The 20,394-nt window shown below is 71.4% G+C and carries 10 protein-coding genes; all 10 read right to left on the bottom strand.

Annotated features, from left to right (window positions below; translation table 11 throughout):
* Positions 1 to 123: 123 nt before the first annotated feature.
* The 10 genes from ACXAHD_RS13175 to ACXAHD_RS13130 all read right to left on the bottom strand — a co-directional run bounded on the left by ACXAHD_RS13175 (position 124) and on the right by ACXAHD_RS13130 (position 20,328).
* Positions 124 to 909, bottom strand: coding sequence for a spermidine synthase (locus ACXAHD_RS13175; protein ID WP_289213006.1), 786 nt, complete (start codon positions 907 to 909; stop codon positions 124 to 126).
* Between the two features lie 20 nt (positions 910 to 929).
* Positions 930 to 2,390, bottom strand: coding sequence for an RICIN domain-containing protein (locus ACXAHD_RS13170; protein ID WP_289213005.1), 1,461 nt, complete (start codon positions 2,388 to 2,390; stop codon positions 930 to 932).
* A gap of 366 nt (positions 2,391 to 2,756) precedes the next feature.
* Complete coding sequence (locus tag ACXAHD_RS13165; protein WP_289213004.1) at positions 2,757 to 4,244, bottom strand: condensation domain-containing protein; 1,488 nt, start codon at positions 4,242 to 4,244, stop codon at positions 2,757 to 2,759.
* The gene (locus tag ACXAHD_RS13160) at positions 4,241 to 13,423 is read right to left on the bottom strand and encodes a MupA/Atu3671 family FMN-dependent luciferase-like monooxygenase (protein WP_475050827.1); all 9,183 of its coding nucleotides are present in this window, start codon (positions 13,421 to 13,423) and stop codon (positions 4,241 to 4,243) included. The genes ACXAHD_RS13165 and ACXAHD_RS13160 overlap by 4 nt, the downstream gene beginning before the upstream one ends.
* The gene (locus ACXAHD_RS13155) at positions 13,420 to 14,727 is read right to left on the bottom strand and encodes an MFS transporter (RefSeq protein WP_475050825.1); all 1,308 of its coding nucleotides are present in this window, start codon (positions 14,725 to 14,727) and stop codon (positions 13,420 to 13,422) included. The genes ACXAHD_RS13160 and ACXAHD_RS13155 overlap by 4 nt, the downstream gene beginning before the upstream one ends.
* A gap of 201 nt (positions 14,728 to 14,928) precedes the next feature.
* Positions 14,929 to 16,128, bottom strand: coding sequence for an endonuclease/exonuclease/phosphatase family protein (locus ACXAHD_RS13150; protein ID WP_281555168.1), 1,200 nt, complete (start codon positions 16,126 to 16,128; stop codon positions 14,929 to 14,931).
* Positions 16,125 to 17,126 (bottom strand): glycosyltransferase family 2 protein, encoded by a 1,002-nt coding sequence (locus ACXAHD_RS13145; protein WP_475050823.1) that lies wholly within the window; start codon positions 17,124 to 17,126, stop codon positions 16,125 to 16,127. Before ACXAHD_RS13145 ends, ACXAHD_RS13150 begins: the two co-directional genes overlap by 4 nt.
* Entirely contained in the window at positions 17,119 to 18,021 is a 903-nt protein-coding gene (locus ACXAHD_RS13140; RefSeq protein WP_475050821.1) for a UbiA prenyltransferase family protein, read from the bottom strand. The genes ACXAHD_RS13145 and ACXAHD_RS13140 overlap by 8 nt, the downstream gene beginning before the upstream one ends.
* Complete coding sequence (locus ACXAHD_RS13135; protein WP_281555165.1) at positions 17,990 to 19,024, bottom strand: NAD-dependent epimerase/dehydratase family protein; 1,035 nt, start codon at positions 19,022 to 19,024, stop codon at positions 17,990 to 17,992. Before ACXAHD_RS13135 ends, ACXAHD_RS13140 begins: the two co-directional genes overlap by 32 nt.
* The gene (locus ACXAHD_RS13130) at positions 19,018 to 20,328 is read right to left on the bottom strand and encodes an aspartate aminotransferase family protein (RefSeq protein ID WP_281555599.1); all 1,311 of its coding nucleotides are present in this window, start codon (positions 20,326 to 20,328) and stop codon (positions 19,018 to 19,020) included. Before ACXAHD_RS13130 ends, ACXAHD_RS13135 begins: the two co-directional genes overlap by 7 nt.
* Positions 20,329 to 20,394 lie beyond the last annotated feature (66 nt).

Raw genomic sequence — 20,394 nt, 5'->3', positions numbered from 1 at the left:
CCCCCCTTTTTGGAAAAGAGAAAAAAACAAAGAAAAACAACAAAGAGGAGAGGCGGGAGGAGAGGAAGGGTGGAAAGAAAAAAGGAGACCACCCCCACGGCCCCCCCCCCGCCGAGCCGGAGTTCACCGTTGCGGTTCATCGGTGCGGGGCCGGGCTCCGGCGACGAACCTGTCCAGCGCCGGTCCGTGCAGCACACCGCCGGGTACCGGGTCGCGCAGCGCCCGTACCACCAGTTGCGCCACCGGCAGTCGGCCCGGCGCCCGTGTCGCAGCGAGTACCACGTTGCCGTACCGCCGGCCGCGCAGCATCCGCCGGTCGGCGACGGCACAGACCTCGGCGAAGACTTCCCGCAGGGTGGCAGCCTGTACCCGGGTGCCGACCAGTGGCGGCAGGTCGGTGACGTTGACCAGGTAGATGCCGTCGGGTCGCAGTACCCGGGCCACCTCGGCGGCGAACCCGACGGTGGCGACGTGCGGCGGCATCCGGGCTGCCTGGTAGATGTCGGCGAGCACCAGATCGTACGCGGCGGCTGGCGCGCCGGCGACCGCCTCCCGCGCGTCGGCGACCATGACCCCGACGCCGGCCGGCCGGGGCGGCAGGTCCCGCGCCACCAGCGCGACCACCTCGGGATCCCGCTCGACGACGGTCTGCGCCGAGCCGGGTCGGGTGGCGGCGACGTAGCGTGGCAGCGTCAGCGCACCGCCGCCGAGGTGCAGCACGTCCAGCGGGGCACCGGCCGGCGCGGCGAGATCGGCTACGGCGGCCATCCGGCGGACGTATTCGAAGCGCAGGTACGCGGGATCGGCGACATCCACGTACGACTGCTCGACCCCGTCGGCGAGCAGTATGCGCCCGGTTGACCTGGTCGGGTCGACGGCCAGGTCGAGCCGGGCGCCGGGTGCCTGCATGACCAGCAGACTAGCGATCCTCAGACGGGCGTACGCGACCACTGCTGGTTGGTGCCGGTGTGGCACGACCACTGTTTGAGGACGACGCCGTCGGCGGTCGAGGCGGCCGGCACGTCCACACACTTTCCGCTGTGCCGCGCCCGGAGCTGGAAGTAGCTGCCGTTGGTGACCATCTGGAACTGCTGGTTGTCGCCGGTGCCGCAGGTGTACTGGATGAGCTCGGCCCCGTCGGCGGTGGAGGCGCTCACCACGTCGAGGCACTTTCCGCTGTGCCGGCTGATCAGGCGCCAGTAGCCGCTGCCGGCGTCCTGGAACTGCCACTGCTGCCACGCGTTGCCGTTGTACGCGTACTGGCCGACCCGCGCACCGTTGTCGGTGTTCGGCTGCTGGACGTCCATGGCCTTGCCGCTGTGCCGCGCGTTGACCCGGTAGAACGTCCCCGTCGGCGGCGTCGAGGGGTCGTCGCTGACGGCGTCGCCCCAGCCGTAGCGGATCCGGTCGGCGCCGGACGGGTTGCGGACGGTCAGGTTCAGGCTGGTGCCGCTGCCGCTGAGCGCGAACATCGAGTACCAGTCGTACCCGATGTTGCCGGTCTTGCCGCCGATGGCCGGCCAGTAGGTGCCGCCCATCTGGTTGTCGCGCATGACCTGGGCCATGGCGCGGATGTGGCGGACGAAGTTGTCGGTGCTGCCCGGGTTGGCGTAGTTGCGACCGTCGTCCATGGGCGCGCCGAACTCGGTGGCGACCGCGCGGGAGGCGCAGTTGCCGAGCCGGGTCTGGATGTGGCTGCGGAAGGCGTCGTAGCTCATCTCGCCGTAGAAGAATGCGTAGTGGTGGAAGGAGAACAGCGTCGAGTTGAAGCGGCTGTCGTTGCAGACGTCCCGCAGGTCCTGGCTGTAGCCGGTGCCGCCGATGAGCACCCGGCCGGGCACCGCCGAGTAGTGGTAGCTGAGCCAGTTGGCCGCGACGTCGCGCCACTGCGCCGAGCTGTAGCCGTGCGGCTCGTTCATCGGCTCGAAGTAGACGTTGGGGTTCGATCCGTAGGTGTTGGTGACCGTGGACCACATCGCGTTCCACGCGGCGAGGTTCGTGATCCGGCCGCCGGAGGCGGCACCGTCCTCCCAGTAGGCCAGGATTACCTTGAACCCGCGTTCAGTGGCGGCGTCGATGGCCCCTCGGTAGGCCTCCCACCATGCCGTCCCGACCGTGTGGGTGTTGATCGGCAGCCGGACGGTGTCGACGCCCATGGTGGCAGCCATGTCGTCGTAGATGGCGTTGGCCTTGGCCCGCACCGTCGCGTTGCTGTCGGACGAGTTGAGTCCGTGCACGACGAGCGGACCGGTGCTGAAGTTGTCACCCAGCACGGCCCAGTTCATGCCGCGGAACTGGCTGGTGGCGGCGGTGGCCGGCGACGACGCGACAACTGCGGTGCCGACCATCGCCGTCAACACGGCCACCAGGGTGATCGACAATCGACGCAACGACCGGGTTCTGGACGATGACTCTGACAAGATCTGGCCTCCCTGGGAAACGGACACCGGGCCGGACGGCTACCGCCGGCACCGCTGTCTCTCCGGTCACACGGGCTATGTGTGCGTTAACGTCAGCTACCTGCGTTGGGACGAGGGATTCGCAGCTTCCGGCAGGTATGCGCCGTTCCTGGCGGGTGCTCGACGTGACCACACGGGCAGGTCATGCCTGTCCTGCCAGTATGGGAGCCATGTCTTCGACACATTACGTTCGTGTTTCGGACAAGTGTTAGCGATCGCATCTAGAGTGTCAAGGAATCGAACACGATCGTTCAATCCGGGTCTGTCGTCGTGGCCCTCGGCGGACGACTCCGGCGGTCAGAGGTCGGCAAGCAGACGGTTCGGGCCGACAGCCGCCGTGGCGAGCAGGTCGACATACCTCGTCATCCAGCGGCGAACGGTGTCGTCGTCGAGCCGGTCCACCGGGTACTCCAGATAGCCGTCGATCCCGTCCGGGCCGGGCATCAGGACGATGAGCAGCGCCGCCCGCCCGACCCCGGTCGGCACCTCGTGCACCCGTACAGCCAACTCCGGCAGCTCGATCCGGGTGTCGAACGTACTCTGAAAGGCGAAGCTCACCGTCACTCCGGACGACGCCGCGCCCTTGTCCGGCGCGGGTAGCTGCTGGTAGATCCAGGCCGTGGGCAGCAGATTGTCGATGCCGGCGAACAGGCTGTCGGCGGCCTGGCCGACCAGGTGGGCGAACGTCGCGGCGGCGGCCGTGCGGATCCGTACCGGCAACGCCGTCGCCAGCACGGTGACGGTGTCCTCGTACGCCGTGGGTGACCGGTTGGCGTACGGCATAGACAGGGTGACGTCGGGCTGCCCGCTGAGCCGGGCGAGCAGCAGCGCCAACGCCGCAGCGGCGACCGCGGTCACCGTGGCACCCAGCTCCCGGGCGAGCACCTCGACGGCGAGCCGAATCTGCCCCGGGATCTCGAACCGACAGGTGGCGGCCCGCCCGCTCGGCTGCTGCGGTGCGGGGCGGTCGAACGGCAGATCCAGCGCCAGCGGCCCGTCGCCCAGGTGCTCCGCCCAGTAGGCGAGCCGTCGGCGGCGGGTCGGCTCATCCCACTGGCCCTGCTGCCAGCGTGCGTAGTCGGTGCACTGGGCGGTGGGCGGGCCGAAGTCCGGCGTACCTGAATCGCGGGCGGTGCGGTACCCGTCCGCCAGCTCGCGCAGCAGTACGGTGACCGCCCGGCCGTCGCAGGCGACGTGATGCAGCACCAGCACCAGCCAGGACTCCTCGGGCGCCAGCCGGATCAGCGCGTACCGCACCGGTGCCTCGTCCGCCAGCGCGAACACCGGCGCCACCACCTCCCGGCAGAAGGCCTCGGCCCGCCGCCGCGCCGCGTCCGGCGCCAGCGCGGTCAACTCGACGACGGGCAGCGGGACCGACCGGTGGGCGAGGATCCGCTGGGTCCAGGTGCCACCGTCGCGGATCAGCCGGGCACGCAGCGCATGGTGCCGGGCGACCAGACCATCGAGCGCGGCGTCTAGCGCGGCGACATCGAGTTCGCCGACCAGTTCCAGCCGCAACCCGACGTTCCAGCTGGCGGGGTGCGTGCTGCGGCCGGCGACCTCCACCACCCTCTCCTGCTGGGCCGACAGCGGCGCCCGGGTCACCTCCCGCTCGTGCGCCGGTGCGGCCAGCCAGCGCAGCAGTTCGCCCTTGTGCGATCGCAGCGCCGTGACCAGCTCCGGACCCATCGCGGCGGCCGGGGCGTCGTAGTGCAGGGTGTCGCCGGTGCCGGTGAGCCGCACATCGTGCACGGCGACGTACTCCAGCAGCTCGGCGAAGGTCACAGCGTGCCCCGCACCCGGCTGACGGGCCCGCCGTCGGCGGACGCGGCGTGTCCGCGCAGCCGGCCCACCATCGCCGCGATGGTCGGGGCGCGGAAGAACTCCAACGCCGGATAGTCCGCTCCGGTGGCCTCGCGTACCCGGTTCAGCAGGCGCATCGCGTTGATCGAATGCCCGCCGAGGGCGAAGAAGGACGCGTCGTGGTCGATGCGCTCCGGATCCTGGTCGAGTTCGGCGGCCCACAACGCCCGCACCGTCCGGGTCAGCGAGTCACCGGTCGGGTCGTTGTTCCGGGTCTCCCGCCGGGCCGCCGGTAGGGCCACTGCCTGTGGTGTCGTCGGCGGGGCCAGCGGTGGCGCGGGCTCACCGGTACGGATGGTCGGCTCCGGCAGCCCGGCACGGTCGACCTTGTTGTTGCCGGTCTGCGGCAGCGCCGGCAGCATCGCCCACACCCGGGGGATCAGCACGTCGGGCAGTTCGCGGGCCATCGCGGCGACGAGCCGGTCGGCCAGCCCGTCGGGTGCCACGCCCGGCGCGGGTACGGCGTACCCGGCGAGGTACGCCTCGTCGCGCCGGTCCCGGCGGGCCACCACGATGCCGTCGGTGACCAGATCCAGCCTGCGCAGGACGGCCGACGCCTCACCTGGCTCGACCCGGTTCCCCCGGATCTTGACCTGGTCGTCGGTACGGCCGAGGAACACCAGCACCCCGTCAGCGGTCCACCGCACCAGGTCCCCGGTGCGGTAGCGGCGCGAACCGGGGCCGCCGGGCGGGTCGTCGACGAACCGCTGCGCGGTCAGCTCGGGCCGGTTCAGGTAGCCGCGACCCACTCCGGCGCCGCCGATGAACAGCTCCCCGACGGCGCCGACCGGAGCCAGGTTGCCCCACTCGTCGCGGATCTCGACCCGGACGTTGTCCAGCGGCCGGCCGATCGGAATCGGACCATCGGCTCCGGCCACCGCCGGCGCCACCACGTCAAAGGTGGCGATGACCGTCGTCTCGGTCGGTCCGTACACGTTGCGTACGACGTACGGCACCCCGGACTGTGGGCGTACCCGCAGTTGCTGGCCGCCGACGGTGAGGTGACGCAGCCGGGGCTGGGCCGCGACAGGCAGCGAGAGCAACCCTTCCCCGATCGGTGTGGGCAGCATCGCGACGCTCACCCCGGCGGTACGCATCCAGCGCGCCAGCGCCATCGAGTCCAGCCGTACGTCGTCGTCGGCGATCGTCAGGCTCGCACCGACCTGCAGCGGCGGCCAGATCTCCAGCACCGAGGCGTCGAAGCTCTGCCCGCACACCACGGCACTCCGGTCGTCGGCGGTCAGCTCCAGCTCGTCGCGGTACCACCGGCACAGGTTCAGCACGCTGCGGTGGGTGATGACCACACCCTTCGGCCTGCCGGTGGAACCGGAGGTGTACATGACGTAGCACGCCGCATCCGGATCGTCCGCCACGCGGCCGGGGTCGTCGGACCCGCCGACGGGATCGGTGTCGCCGTACCCGTCGACGTGCAGCAGACGGACCCCGTCGGGCAGGTCCGGTGCGGTGTCACCCCCGGTGGCCAGCACCACCCGGGCCGCGCTGTCCGAGACCATGAAACTCACCTGCCGGCCGCCGAGGGACGGATCCAACGGCAGGTACGCGGCTCCGGCGCGCAGCACCGCCAGGGCGGCGACGACGAACTCCGGTGACCGGGGCAGCCACAGCGCCACGATGTCGCCTGCGGCGATCCCGTGCCGGACCAGCCGCTGCGCCAGAGCGGTGGCCTGCTCGTCGAGTTGCCGGTAGGTCAGCACCGTGCCGCCACCGATCACCGCGACCGCCTGCGGCGTGCGTCGCGCCCACTGCCGCACCGCGTCGTGCACACCACCGGGCGGCAGCACGCGCTGTCGTCCAACGCCCCAACCCTCCAGCGCGTCCCGGTCGGTGTCGAGGATGCCGACCAGCTTCGAGATCGGCGTATCGGGCTGGTCGACGGCGGCGGCCAGCGTCGCGACCAGATACGACAGCAACCGCTCGGCGCTGTCCGCCACGAACAGGTCGGTGCCGTACTCCAACCGGCAGTCGATCCCGTCGGCGTGGTTGGTCACGTACAGGGCCAGGTCGGTCACCGCCCGTTCGGCCCGGTGCGCCAGGGTGCGGGCGGTCACCCCGGGCAGGTCGAGCGGGAGCTGGTCGCCGCCGTTGTCGAACTCCACGATGGTCTGGAAGACCGGGGTCCGGCTGGTGTCCCGGTCCGGGCTCACCGCGCCGACGACGGCGTCGAACGGCATGTCGGCATGGTCGTACGCGTCCAGGGCGGTGTCGCGGACCTGCTTGAGCAGGTTGGCGAAGGTCGGGTCGCCGGACAGGTCCAGCCGCAGGGCGACCGTGTTGAGGAAGAACCCCACCACCGCCTCGGCGCCGGTGGGCCGGACCGACACCGGTGTGCCGACGACCAGCTGATCGCTGCGGGTGAACCGGCGCAGCGTGGCCGCGTACCCGGCGAGTACCGTCATGAACAGCGTGACCCGGTGCGCGCTACTGAGCCGGCTCAGCAGCCCGGACAGCTCCGGGTCGAGCCCGCGCAGGACCGACGCGCCGGTGCCACCGCGCACCGTCGGGCGTGGTCGGTCGGTCGGCAGGTCCAGCACCGGCAGTTTACCGGCGAGTCGCTCCCGCCAGTAGGCCAGACCGGCCGGCGCGGCGGGCGAATCGCTGCCGGCGTCCGCCTCCCGCCGGGCCAGGTCCAGGCAGTCCACCGGAAGCTCCGGCAGGTCGGCGGAGCGGCTGCCGAGTGCGGCCCGGTACAACGCGGAGAGATCCCCGGCCAGCACCCGCACGGACTCGGCGTCGACCACGATGTGGTGCACGGACAGCACCAGCACGTGCCGCTCGGCCGACCACCGCAGCAGCCGGGTCGCCAGCAGCGGACCCTGCGCGAGGTCGAACTCGCGCCGGCTCTCCTCGGCCAGCACCTGCCGTACGGTGTCGTTCTCGTCCCGCCCGGCGTGCTCCTCGACGGTGAGGTCCACTGTGCCCCGGCCGAGGACGACCTGGACCGGTTCGCCGTCGCGTTCCCGGAACACGGTACGCAGCGCCCCATGCCGGGCCACCAGCTGCTCCAGTGCGGCCCGCAGCGCCGGCACGTCCAGCGGACCGTCGAGCCGTACGCTGACCGCCTCGTTGTAGGTGCCCTGGCCCGGGTGCAGCCGTTCGAGAAACCACATCCGCGCCTGCCCACGCGACGCCGGCCCGGAAAGGTCCGGGACGACGTCGCGGAAGGCCACCGGGTTGCCGGTCGCCGCCGTCAGCCTGACCGGGGACGTGTCGGTGGGCGGTGCGTCGGTCGGTGACGTCTCGGTCGCCGCCTGGTAGCTGGCCCGTAGCTGGTCCAGCTGCGGCAACCCGGCCCGCACCTGGTCGGGGGATGCGCCGAAGTCGACCAGCGTGGCCACCTCGTCGACGCCGGCGGCGGTGAGCGCGTCGATCAGCCGGATGCCGTCGTCCGGCGACCCGATCAGCGCCCGTGCCTCGCAGTACCGTTGGTAGGCGCGCTGGAACACGTAGTCCAGATCGTCGGCGTCGGCGGTGTCGAGGTCCACCTGGAATCCGAGACTGTTGGTCATCTGCCCGAACAGCGACAGCGAGGAGTGCAGGTACGCCTTCAGCGGCGCGAACGCCTCGGCCCGCGCCCGTGCCGAGTCCGCACCGAGGTAGGTGTGCACGAGCACGACCACCCGGCCGCCGTCCGGGTCGAGCCCGTGCGCGGCCCGGGTCTTTCGGTAACGCCGGATGTTGTCGGCCAACTGTTCCACCGACTGGCTCATCAGGTTCGTGACGATGCCGAGGTCGTGCTCGGCGGCCCGCTGGTACGACTCCGGGTTACCGACCACGGCGACGAACATCGGCGGCATCGCCTGCACCGGGCGGGGCAGGGTGCGGATCTCAACCGGTTCGCCGGTGCCGCTGCGCCGTTCGACGGCCTCGCCACGCCACAGCCGACGTACCTGGTCGAGGTGGCGGTACATCACGTCGCGGTGGGCACCGAAGTGCTCCGGGGCGAGGACGAAGTCGCCCGCGTGCCAGCCGGGCGCACAACCGATGCCGACTCGGCCGCCGGACAGCCGGTCGACCATGGACCAGTCCTCGGCGACCCGGATCGGGTCGTGCAGCGGCAGGACCACCGATCCGGCGTGCAACCGGATCCGGCTCGTCTCGCGGGCCAGCGCGGCGGCCAGCACCACCGGGTTGGGGAACACCCCGCCGAAGGAGTGGAAGTGGCGCTCGGGGATCCACAGCGCGTGGAATCCGTGCTGGTCGGCGAAGCGGGCCGTGTCGACGATCAGCTCGTACGGGTCGGCAGCCCCCGAGCCGGGCGGATAGTCCCCGAAGAAGTACACGCTGAAGTCCGGTGCCGGTCGTCCCGGTCCGCCCGCCGGTTCGAGGCTGCCTGCTGCTGCGGTACTCGCTGCCGGTTCGGTGCGTACCGCCGGTCCGGTTCCTGCCGTAGGCAGGGTGCGCACCGCCGGTCCGGTCGGGGCGGTGTCTTCCGGTTTCGCCGTGGGCACGGCGGGCCCGGCCGGACGGGGGAGCAGCCCGCCGGCACGCATGTCGCGTAGCGAGGCGCGCACCGCGTCGATCACCAGGTCGACGTCGTCGTCGGTGTGTGCGGTGGAGAGGAAGAAGTTGCGCCACTCCCAGACGTACACCCCCTTGAGCAGCAGGTGGTGGTAGAGCAACTCGAGGTCGGCGCGGTGCTCGAAGCGGAACTGCGAGCCGACGTGGCCGAGCCGGACCGGGTACTCCTCCTCGGCGATAAAGTCGTTCAGCGTGCCGACGAGCCGGTCGGTCCGGGCGTTGAGCTCCAGCTGCAGTCGTGGGCTGTACTCGGTCAACCGGGTCAGCACCGCGCGCGCGGCGGCCATGGAGACCGGATGCTGGATGTAGGTGCCGCCGAAGAAGGTCGTCTCCCGCTGCGGGCGGCTGTCGTCGCCGTAGCGCCAGAATCCGCCGTCGACGCCGTCCATGATGTCGGCGCGTCCGGCGATCGCCCCGATCGGGAAGCCGCCGCCGAGCAGTTTGCCGTACGTGACGAGGTCCGGGGTCACGTTGAACAGGCCCTGTGCGCCGCGCGGATGGGGCCGGAACCCGGTCAGCATCTCGTCGAACATCAGCACGATGCCGTACCGCCGGGTGATGTCCCGGAGCCGGCGCAGGAACTCCGCCGGCTGCAGGGACGGGTGGCGGCTCTGCACCGGCTCGACCACGACGGCGGCCAACCGCTCCCCGAGTGACTCGATCACCTGCAGGCTCTCCGGTACGCCGTAGTCGAGTACGACCAGGTCCGCGACGGCGCTGGCCGGGATGCCGGTGCTGACCGGGACGGTGGTCCGGTCGGCACCCGTCCCGACCGAGCGGCCGAGCACATTGTCGGCGTGTCCGTGGTACGACCCGTGGAACATGACGATCTTGTCGCGTCCGGTGGCGGCCCGGGCGAGCCGGATCGCGGCCGAGTTCGCCTCGGTGCCCGAGTTGGCGAACGCCACCCGGGGCATCCCGGTCAGCTCGCTCAACAGCACTGCGGCCTCTCCCGTGTCGACGCTGCGCGGTCCGAGCCGGATGCCCCGGGACAGGTGTTCCCGGACCGCGTCGGCGACGAAGTCCGGTTCGTGGCCGAACAGCAGTACCCCGAAGCCCATGGTGATGTCGACGTACCGGTTGCCGTCCACATCCTCCAGCCATGCGCCCTTGGCACGCTGGCCGGCGATCGGGTACAGCATCTCCTTGGTGGCGCTGCGGAAGCCGACGACCGCCCGGCTGTCGGCGAGCACGCCACGGTGGCGCTGGGCGATCTCCTTCGACCGCCGGGTCTTCGCCACGAACCGTCGCCGCAGGTCGTCCAGATGGGCTCGGCCGTGGCCGGTAGCGACCGCGCCGGCCTGACCGCTGTCGGGTGCCACGACCACCCTGGGCCCGTGCACGTCAACGCCCGGTGCTGCCGGTACCGCAGTTGGCACCGGCGGTTCGGCCGGTGCCGGTGTGGCTGGTGCCAGCGGCGCTGGCGGTGCTGGCGGTGCCGGGGTCCGACGGGACAGGATCAGGCGCGACAGTTTGCTCGGGGTGTCCGCTTCCTCGAACAGTTCGCGCATGGCGAGCCGGACGCCGAACTCGCCCTCGAACTCCCGTAGTGCGTTGATCATGGCGAGTGAGTCGGCACCCATCTCGACGAACGGGCGGTCGATGACGATGTCGTCCGGGGCGCAGCCGAGATGTCGGGCGCTGATTTCGCGTACCCGCTCGATTACCGGCGCGAGGTCCGGCGCGGCCGGTGCGGCGGCGACGGTGGCACCAGCGTCGCGGACGGGTTCGACGTCGACCATGAGCCCTCCAGGTTCGGTTCGTGCCAGCGGCGGTCCGGTCCAGTGGACTCGTCGCTGGAACGGGTACGCGGGCAGCGGCACCCGGCGCGCGTGCGCCTGCCCGGCGTCGAGCAGGGCGTTCCAGTCCAGATCGACTCCGTGGACGTGCAGCCGGGCACAGGTGTCGAGGTGCTGATCGAGTTCCGCGCCCCGGCGCTGAGCGGCGAGCGCCGACGACCCGGGCAGTGCCGCGCGCAGCAACCCGACCAGACTCGGTTGTGGACCGAGCTCCAGCACCGGCACACCGGCCGACCCGGCGGCGGCCGACGTCTCGGCGATCGCGGCCGCGACCAGGTCGAACCGGACCGGCATCCGGGTCTGCCGCACCAGGTACGCCGGGTCCGGCCGGTGCCCCGCCGGTAGCACGGTGCCGTCCACGCTGCTGACCAGCGGTGTGTCCAACGGCGCCCACGGGACCGACCCGAACGCCTCGCCGAGCCGGGGGAGGATCGGGTCGAGCAGTGCCGAGTGGAAGGCGCGGTCGACGGCGAGCCGGTGCCAACGCACCCCGAGACGGTCGAGCACGCCACAGCCGGCGTCGAGCGCCTCGACCGGCCCGGCGACGACATGTTGCTCGGCCGCGTTGGTCGCGGCGAGGTCGAGCCGCCGGTCGGTGGCGAGCACCTCGTCGACCGCGGCCCGGGTGGCGAAGACGGCCACCATGCCGCCGGGTGCGGTGTGCTCCCGCATCAGCCGTCCGCGCAACCCGGTCAGCCGCAGGCCGTCCTCGATCGTCAGCGCTCCGGCCGCAGCCAGGGCCGCGTACTCGCCGATGCTGTGGCCGGCGACGAGGCGCGGCGCCACCCCGAGCGAACTCCACAGCCCGGTCAGTGCGACCTGGAACGCGAACAGCGCCGGCTGCGCCACGTCGGCGGGCCAGATCCGGTCGTCACCGGAGAGGCCGTCGAGCAGCGGCGTCAGCACCGACGGTCCGCCGCAGCGGCGCTGGTACGCCTCGCAGGCGTCGAGCACCGCCCGCACCTGCGGGTACCACCGGTACAGCGGCCCGGCCATGCCCGGGTACGAGGTGCCCTGCCCGCCGTACACCACCACCGGCGCCACCCCGCCGGGCCCGCCGGAGGCGATGCCGGCGCCCGGCACCGTGCCGGTGGCCACCCGCCCCGGGCGTTGCCGCCCCGGCGCGGCGAGGTAGTCGTCCAGGGCGTCCGCGAGCGCCGTCGTCGTCGCGCCGGACACGACGAGTCGGTGCGGCAGGTGCGGCCGGCCGAGTGCGGTGGTGGTGGCTAGGTCGGCCGGGTCGAGCCCGGGGTCGGCCCGCAGGTGGTCGCGCAGCCGGCGGGCGAGCGTACGCAGACTCTCCGGGTGGTACGCCGACAGCGGCACCGCCACCGGGTCCGCCGTCGCGGGCGGTGCCGTCGCGGGCTCCTCCGCCCCGTGACGGGCGGGGCCGGGAGGTGCCGTCGCCGGCAGCCCCGGTCGTGCCGGTGGCGGTGCCTCCAGGATCAGGTGGGCGTTGGTGCCACCGACCGCGAGCGCGGTCACCCCCGCCCGGCGCGGCCCGGACAGATCGGGCCAGGCGCGCGCCTCGGTGGGAATGACGAACGGGCTGGCCGCCAGGTCCAACGCCGGATTGGGGCGCTCGAACCCGACCAGCGGCGGAATCGTCGCGTGCCGCAGCACCAGCACCGTCTTGATCAGGCTGGCCATGCCGGCGCAGGCGTCCAGGTGTCCGATGGCCGGCTTGGCCGAGCCGATCGCGCAGTAGCCGGTCCGGTCGGTGCGTCGGCGGTACGCCGAGGTCATCGCCTCGAACTCGATCGGGTCGCCCTTGTAGGTGCCGGTGCCGTGGGTCTCCAGGTAGCCGATCGTCTCCGGGGAGACCCCGGCCACGTCGAGCGCCCGCAGGATGGCGTCGCGCTGCCCGGCGGCGCTGGGCGCGGCGTAGCTGGTCTTCGCGGCACCGTCGTTGTTGACACCGCCACCCAGGATCACCGCGTGGATGGTGTCCCCGTCGGCGACCGCCCGGTCGTACCGCTTGAGCAGCACCGCCGCGACCCCGTTGCCGCCGACGGTGCCGTCGGACGACGCGTCGAACGCGCGGCACCGGCCGGACCGGGACAGGATGGTGCCCTTGACGTGGCGGTAGCCCAGGATCTGCGGGGTGTGCACCGCCGACGCGCCGGCCAGGGCCAGGTCGGCGTCGCCGGCGAGCAACGCCTGGCCGGCCAGGTGCACCGCCACCAGCGCGGTCGAGCAACCACTCTGCACGGTGGCCGCCGGACCGGTCAGGCCGAGCCGGTACGCGACCCGGGTGGCGGCGAAGTCGTTGTAGTTTCCCACGGCCACCTGGAACGCCGGGGCGAAGTCACCGTCCCAGCGGGCGGTGGCCAGGTTGTTGCGCAGGTAGGTGTTGAGCGGATAAAGGTGGTATCCGACACCTGCGAAGATGCCCACCCTGGTGTCAGATCGCGCGCCCGCGTACCCGCCGTTCTCCAGCGCGTGGTAGCAGGTCTGCAGGAACAGCCGGTGCTGCGGGTCGACGGTGCGCGCCTCCTGCGGGCTCATCGCGAAGAACTCGGCGTCGAACGAGTCGATGTCGTCGAGCACCCCGCTGACGGCGACGAAGTCCGGTGACTCGCGCAGCTGCTCGGGCACGCCGGCGCGGGCTAACTCGGTGGGGCTGAACCTGCGTACGCTGGTCACGCCGTCGCGGATGTTGTGCCAGTACGCCTGCGGGGTGTCCGCGCCGGGTAGCCGCAACGCCATGCCGATGATGGCGATCCGCCGGTCGTCGGTGCCACCGCGCGTCGGGGCACTCATGTCGTCGTCCGCCGACGCGCCCACAGCGCGGCCAGGAAAGCCACTGCCAGCAGTACCGCCAGCCCGTGGAACAGGGTGACCACGGTCAACGGACTGAACTGTTCCAGCAGAAAGGAGCAGGCCACCATGCCGACGCCGAAGCCGAGGTTCTCTGCGGTCGCGGAGAACCCGAAGACGTAGCCGCGTTGATCATCCGGGGTGGCCTGCAGCCGGGTGGTATAGGCGATCTCGGTGAAGCCGTCGGCGATGCCGGCGACGGTGGCGACCAGGACGGCCAGCGGCAGCGGCGGCGCGGTGAAGGTGAGGATGAACGCCACCGACATGAGCGCCGCGCCGGCGGCGAACGCGCGCTCGTTGATGGTCCGGCCGGTGCGTCTGGCCCAACGGGCGACGCCGCGTTGCGCGATGATGTTGCCGACCGCCCAGGTGGCCCAGAACTGGGACATGAACGCGGCCGGATGCTGCGGGTCCAGCATGGTGGACAGCACCGGCAGGCCGACGTTGTGCGAGGCCGAGCCGAAGGCGTCGGCGGCGCGCAGACTGATCAGCGCGAGCAGGACCGGGGTGAGCCGCAAATAGCGCAGGGCCGTCAACTGCGCGGCGAGAATCCCGGGCCGCCGCAGCGCGTCATCCGGTCCGGCGTCTGCTGCGGCGCCCGGCACGGAGTCCGCCGCCTCGGCCGCGTCCGTCGCGCCTGCCGGCCGCCGGCTGCGGGTGGTGATCGGCAGCCGGGCCAGGACCGCCGCTGAGAAGAGGAACGCCCCGGCGTCGATGAGAAACGCACCGGTGTAGCCGACCGTGGAGATGAGCACGCCGGCCGAGCCGAACCCGGCGACCATCGCCAGCGAACGGCCGGTGGCCAGCAGCGCGTTGGCCCGGACCCGTTGGTCCTGCCCGACGATCTCGGGGATGCTGCTGCGCAGCGCGACACTGGTGACGGTCGCCCCGGCGCCGGTGACGACCGCGACGGCGTACAACAGGCCGGCCTGGGCCGTGGCTGGCGCGATGACCAGCACGATCAGGGCGAACGCCTGGCTGACGTCGGAGGTCACCATCAGCCGCTTGCGGTCGAGCCGGGACACCAGGCTGCCGGCGCCGAATCCGGTGAGGACACTGGTGGCCAGGCGTAACGCCATGAACAGGCCGGTGTGGGTGGCGCTGCCGGTCAGCGAGTACGCGAACAGGCTCAGCGCGATCATGTCCAGATAGGTGCCGTACGCCGAAACCGCGTTGCCGACCACCAGGAAGCGGAAGTGTCGCATCCCGCTGCCGGTCCGGCCCGGGTCCTGATCCGTGACGGTCACGATCGGCCGGCGGGTACGTCAGGCGCCGTCGGCCTCGGTCGTGGGGGGTGCCCGGCAGAGCGGGAAGGGTGCGGCAAGCTGTGCCCCCAAGGACGGTGGTCGCCATTGGCTCGCGGTTACGTGATGACTACCGCCCGTCAGAGTATGGGACGCCATCGATCTGATCAACATCTACTTTCCCTAGGAAGCCGGCACGAGGCGTCAGCCCACCGAGAACCACAGATGCTGCGGCCGATGGTCGGACAGGTACTCCGCAGACGCCAGTTCGTACCGGTGCACCCTGACCGGACCTGCGGTGAACGTCCAGTCGATCCGCCAGAACGGCAGCGGCAGGCCGGCGAGGGGACTGTCCCACTGGAAGGTCATCGGGGCGTTGAACCGCCAGCTCATCGGCAGCAGGTGACGGCTCGCCGTGGTCGCGTCCTCGGCCACCGCCCGCAACGGGTCGAGCGTCCCCATGGACGAGGTGGCGTTGAAGTCGCCGGAGATGATCGACGGGTTCGGGTTGGCCTGCAGATCGTCGACGAGACCCTGCACCTCAGCCTGCCGCCAGTCGAACTTGCGGCGGAAGTACGCGTCCGGGTCGACCTGGGGCCGCAGGATGCTCAGGTCGATGGCGGTGGGCACGGTGACGTGCACGTTGTAGACCGAAACGGTGCTGTCCCCCACGCGCAGGTCGGTGCGCAGCACTTTGTCCCGGCTGAACACCTGGTTGAACGGTGCGTCCGGAGACAGCTGCGTGGCCGGGCCGAAGACCGGCGTGGCCACGACCGGGAACCGGGAGATGGTGACGAGTTCGCTGCGGTGCACGATGTGGTAGCCGGGGAACTCCGCCTGCAATCTGGCGTCGTCCCGGATCGGGTGGTAGCCGACCTCGCCGGTGCCCGGCACCCAGATCACATGCTCCTGTAGCAGGTACACGTCGGCGTCGAGCCGTTTCAGGAATCTGAGCTGCGCCTGCGGATCCTCGTTGCTCATGCCCCAGTAGTTGGTGTTCCAGCTCACCACGTGCACCGCGCTGGCCGGGACGGGCCGGTCGCCGGGCCGCAGCGCGTGCAGGTTGACGCCGGTCTGGTCGATGCCGGGCAGCAGGCCGGCCAGGGCCAGGGCGGCGGCCCACCGCCGACGCGGACCGCACGCGGCGGCGCTGAGTCCGAGCAGCAGCAGTGGCACGGCGATGAGGAACACCGGCGGCACCGCGTCGAGCAGGATCGACCAGTGCCATCTGCCGGTGGCGGCCCGGCGCACGACGTTGTAGCCCAGCCACAGCACCGCCGCCGCGATCAGCAGCCAGCCGTACCAGCACCGCAGGGCCCGGGCCACGCGCTGCCACCGAGGCGCGGTCCGGTCGGTGAGCGGCGGCACCGGTGCGGGGGACCCGGCGATGTCATCGATCGTCACGGCGTGGTCCTTTCGTACATGTGACGGAACTGTCGGCTGGTGAGCCAGGTGAGGACGCCGACGGCGAGTCCACCGGCGACGGTGGCGTTGACCAGCAGGTGCACCGCGGTGAAGAAGACCAGGAAGGGCCAGCCCCGCTCGTGGCGGACGAACGCGTACTGGCCGGCGTCGACGGCGACGAACGCGGCCAGCAGCAGCGCGGTGCCGACCAGCACCGGCGGGTGGACCACCGCCGCCGGCAGGCTGAGCATGGTGAGCAGTGCCAGCACCGAGGCGGCGGCCCGGCCACCGGTCTCCATCCCCTGCATCGCCCGGCCGCGATGCAGATAGAACGGCACCCGCAGCCGGGCGCGGCGAATCGCCTTGCGCAGCAGGGGTATCAGGTGGCTCTCGTCGGAGAGCCGACCGCTGACGCGGGCGGTGAGCAGCATCGGGTACCGCTGGGACAGCCGCTCCGCGTGGTCGATCTCCTCGGTCTGCCGCAGCGCCGGGTTGAACCCGCCGGCGGCGTCGAACGCCGCGCGGGTTACCGCGCCGAGCGCGTAGAAGCCGCCGCTGACCTCGCCCTGCGCGCTGACCCGCCAGTAGTGGTACTGGAGGATGCGGTACTGCCCGACCGGTCCCTCGGGGAACAGCGGCACCTTGTCCGGTACGCCGAAGACCGCGCCGTACCCTCGTGGGCCGCACAGCAGCGCGACCGCGTTCTCGATCGCGTCCGGGCACATGACCATGTCCGCGTCGATGAAGAAGACGATGTCGCCCTTGGCGTGCCGGACACCGAGGTTGCGGGTGGCGCCGGGTCCACCGTTGCGCTCGGCCCGCACGAGGGTGCAGGCGTGCCGGGCGGCACGTACGGCGCTGTCGTCGGTGCTGGCGTCGTCGACCACGATGACCTCGTGCGCCGGGTAGGTCTGGGTCGACACCGACGCCAGGCACAGGTCGATGGTCCGGCTGTCGTTGTACATCGGTACGACGACCGACACCTTCGGCTCATCCATGCAACTGACTCCCTTCCAGCAGCAGCAGCCACAGCGCGGCGTTGACCAGCAGCACCCGGTCGCGCAGCAGCACCGAGACGGGGTTGCCGCCACCCGAGTCGACGAACACGACCTGCAGGTAGCGGAAGAGGGCGAACAGCGCGCACGGGACGGTCAGCAGCCCGGTGGCGCTGACCGTGGCGGCGTACGCCAGGTAGGTGACGAGGGTGGCGGCGGCGGTCAGCACCAGCAGCGCGTCGACCAGGTGCTGGTTGTAGCCGGCCAGCGCCGGCCGGTGGGCCGATTCGTCGGCGAGCAGTTCGTGGCGGCGTTTGCCGAGGACGAGCAGCAGACATACCGACAGCACGCACAGCACGAGCCAGCCGGGCGGACGCGCTCCGACGGTCGTGTAGCCCTGCACCAGCCGCAGCACGAACCCGGTGGCGACGACGAACAGGTCCACCAGCGGTACGTGCTTGAGGCCGAAGCTGTACGCGAGGTTCAGTGGCAGGTAAACCAGCAGCGGCCACCAGGCGGTCAGCGCGTCGCCGACGATCACCGCGAGGGCGGCCAGCAGCAGTACCCCGAGCAGCGCCGCCGTCCGGGGGGTGACCCGTCCAGCCGCGATCGGGCGGTGGCGTTTGGTCAGGCTGGCCCGGTCCTGCTCGCGGTCGGCGATGTCGTTGAGCACGTAGACGGTCGAGGCGGCGAGGACGAACGCGCCGACCGCGACGGCGAGCCGGCCGGCGGACCGCCAGTCCATCAACGCGGGGTCCAGCAGCGCGAACAGCACCACCAGGTTCTTCGGCCACTGTCCGGGTCGCAGCAGGACGATCAGGTCGCGGGCGAGGCCGGGGCGCGGACGGTCGGAAGAAGACCTTCGGTCAGAAGAAGACCTTGGCGGCGGCGAGAGCACCCTGTCTCCAGGGATCGCGGCTGGTACGTCCGGTGTTCTGGGCAGCATCACGGGGCTCCTTGCGCTGGTCACGCCACCAGGCGTAGGTGTCGAGGATGGCGTCCTGGTTGGACATACGGGGGGTGAATCCGAGCCGGTCCCGGGCCTTGTCGATGCAGACGAACGAGTCGGCGGTGAGCTTGTGCAGCAGGCGCCCGTACACCGGGGACAGCCGCAGCCGTTCGAGCGTGCCGAGCAGCGCGAGCGCCGGGCGGCTCGGCACCGACACCACCCGTCCGCCGTGCCCGGCGGCGTCCAGCACGGCCTGGAAGTCCTCGCGCAGGGTGCCGAAGGAGGCCGCGCCGAGGTTGTACGTGTCGTTGGCCACCGGGTCGGGTGCGTCCAGCACGGTGGTCACCGCGTCGACGAGGTCGGACAGGGCGAGCATCTGGATGCGCACGTCGCCACGGCCGATCACCGGGAAGTTGCGGCCTTCCTCGGCCCACTCGAACAGCATGGAGAACAGCCCCATCCGGCCGGGGCCGAGGAACGTCTTGGGCCGCACGATCGGCAGGCAGGCGCCGTCGGCGCGCAGCCGTTCGGCGTACTCCTCCGCGGCGGACTTCGCGGCGCTGTACGGGTCGACCGGCTCCCGGGGGTGTTCCTCCGTCGTGGGTACGGTCCGGGGCAGGCCGTAGACGGCGGTGGACGAGATGTGCACCACCCGGGCCACCCCGGCCCGGACCGCAGCCGTCAGCACGGTCCGCGCGCCGTCGACGATGATCGACCGGATCTCGGCGACCGGGTAGCTGGGCAGCGCCGACGCGCAGTGCACGACGGCGTCGGCGCCCGCCACCGCCCGGGACATCGCGGCCGGATCCCTTACGTCGCCGGTCACCGCGACGTCGACGCCGGGGCGCAGATCGATGCCGCGGACGTGGTGGCCGTCGGCGCGCAGCCGGGCGGCGAGGTGGGAGCCGAGCATGCCGGCGGCTCCGGTGACGACGACCGTCCGGCTCACCACAGCGTGCTCACCTTCTCCCGGACGAACCGGGTGACCAGCCGCCCGAGCCCATGGGCGAGAGTGCGGTCCAGGCTGTCCACGGCGCGTTCGACGTCCGCGGGCACGGTCACCAGACTCGGCGCGATGATCAACGGGTTGCGCCCGTTGAGGGTGTAGTAGGCGAACACGTCGTGGTCGTGATAGAGCGCGTTGATCACGGCGCAGGTGACCAGCTTCGTCCTGAATCGTGGGTCCTTGGCCATGCCGCCGGGTGCCAGCTTGGCCACGAGGTCGAGGATCCGTGGGCCGCCGTCGATGAAGACCCCCCACAGCGCACCGGCGCCGGCCACCTGGCTGACGATGTCCGGGTACTGCTTGGCGATCCGCGCCAGGCCGGGACGCAGGACCCGTTCCAGGTCGCGGGCCAGGGCCGGGTAGTCGTCGGCGACCGCGACGTTGACCGCTTCCAACGCGGTGGCGCATTCCTCGCCGAAGCCGTAGTAGGTGGTGCTGGTGCTCTGCAGCAACGCGTCGCCGAGGTTGTCGTAGGCCCTGCGGTACAGCGGTTCCCGGGCCACGAACGCGGAGATCGACGACTTGCCGCCACCGAACGACTTCGACGTGGTCAGCACGTCGGGGATCAGCCCCTCGTGGCGCATGAAGTAGAAGAGGCTGCCGGTCTTGCCCCAGCCGGTGTAGATCTCGTCGAAGACCAGGACGATGTCCTGCTCGGTGCAGAGTTCGCGTAGGCCGTAGAGGAACTCGGCCGAGCACCAGCGGATCGTCGACGCGCTGAACGGTTCGATGAGGATGGCGTAGACGTCGCCCCGGTGGCGGGTGACGGCGGCGCGCACCGACTCCAGATCGCCGTAGGTGAAGGTGTCGATACCGGGGATGGTGGGGAAGGCGTACTGGCTCTGCCCGGTCAGGCCACCCGAGCCCAGCAGCTTGCCGTGGAAGCTGATGTCGGCGCGCAGCACCGTCGCGCGGCGCCCGTCGTGGTACTTGTACGCGAGCTTGACCGCACCCTCCACCGCCTCGGCGCCGGAGTTCGGCAGGAACGACATGTTCAGGTCGCCGGGGAGCACCTGGGCGAGGTTGTGGGACAGCGCCGCCAGGTACGGGGAGAAGTAGGTCTTGTGCACCTCCATCCGGTGCCGGTCGGTGTACCGTCGTCGGGCGGCCAGGATCCGCGGGTGGTTGTGGCCGTGGTTGAGCACGCCGACCCCGCCGGTGACGTCGAGGATTCGGCGGCCGTCCCGTTGGTAGAGGTAGGCGCCCTCGGCGCGGTCGACCAGTTCTCGGCCGAACCCGAACGAGGTCATCAGCGACACCTGGGACTTGTTCACGTGCCGTCGGTACAGGTCGTGGACCTCGCCGGCGTCGAGCCG

This window comes from Micromonospora sp. ABR4_055, from assembly GCF_056160425.1.
The sequence above is the reverse complement of the archived record's forward strand: the minus strand, read 5'-3'. Positions and strand labels throughout refer to the sequence as shown.

Excerpts from the sequence above, each read along its gene's own strand:
- ACXAHD_RS13175 (WP_289213006.1), bottom strand. The coding sequence starts at position 909 with ATGCAGGCACCCGGCGCCCGGCTCGACCTGGCCGTCGACCCGACCAGG.
- ACXAHD_RS13160 (WP_475050827.1), bottom strand. The coding sequence starts at position 13,423 with ATGAGTGCCCCGACGCGCGGTGGCACCGACGACCGGCGGATCGCCATC.
- ACXAHD_RS13145 (WP_475050823.1), bottom strand. The coding sequence starts at position 17,126 with ATGGATGAGCCGAAGGTGTCGGTCGTCGTACCGATGTACAACGACAGC.
- ACXAHD_RS13130 (WP_281555599.1), bottom strand. The coding sequence starts at position 20,328 with ATGACCTCGTTCGGGTTCGGCCGAGAACTGGTCGACCGCGCCGAGGGC.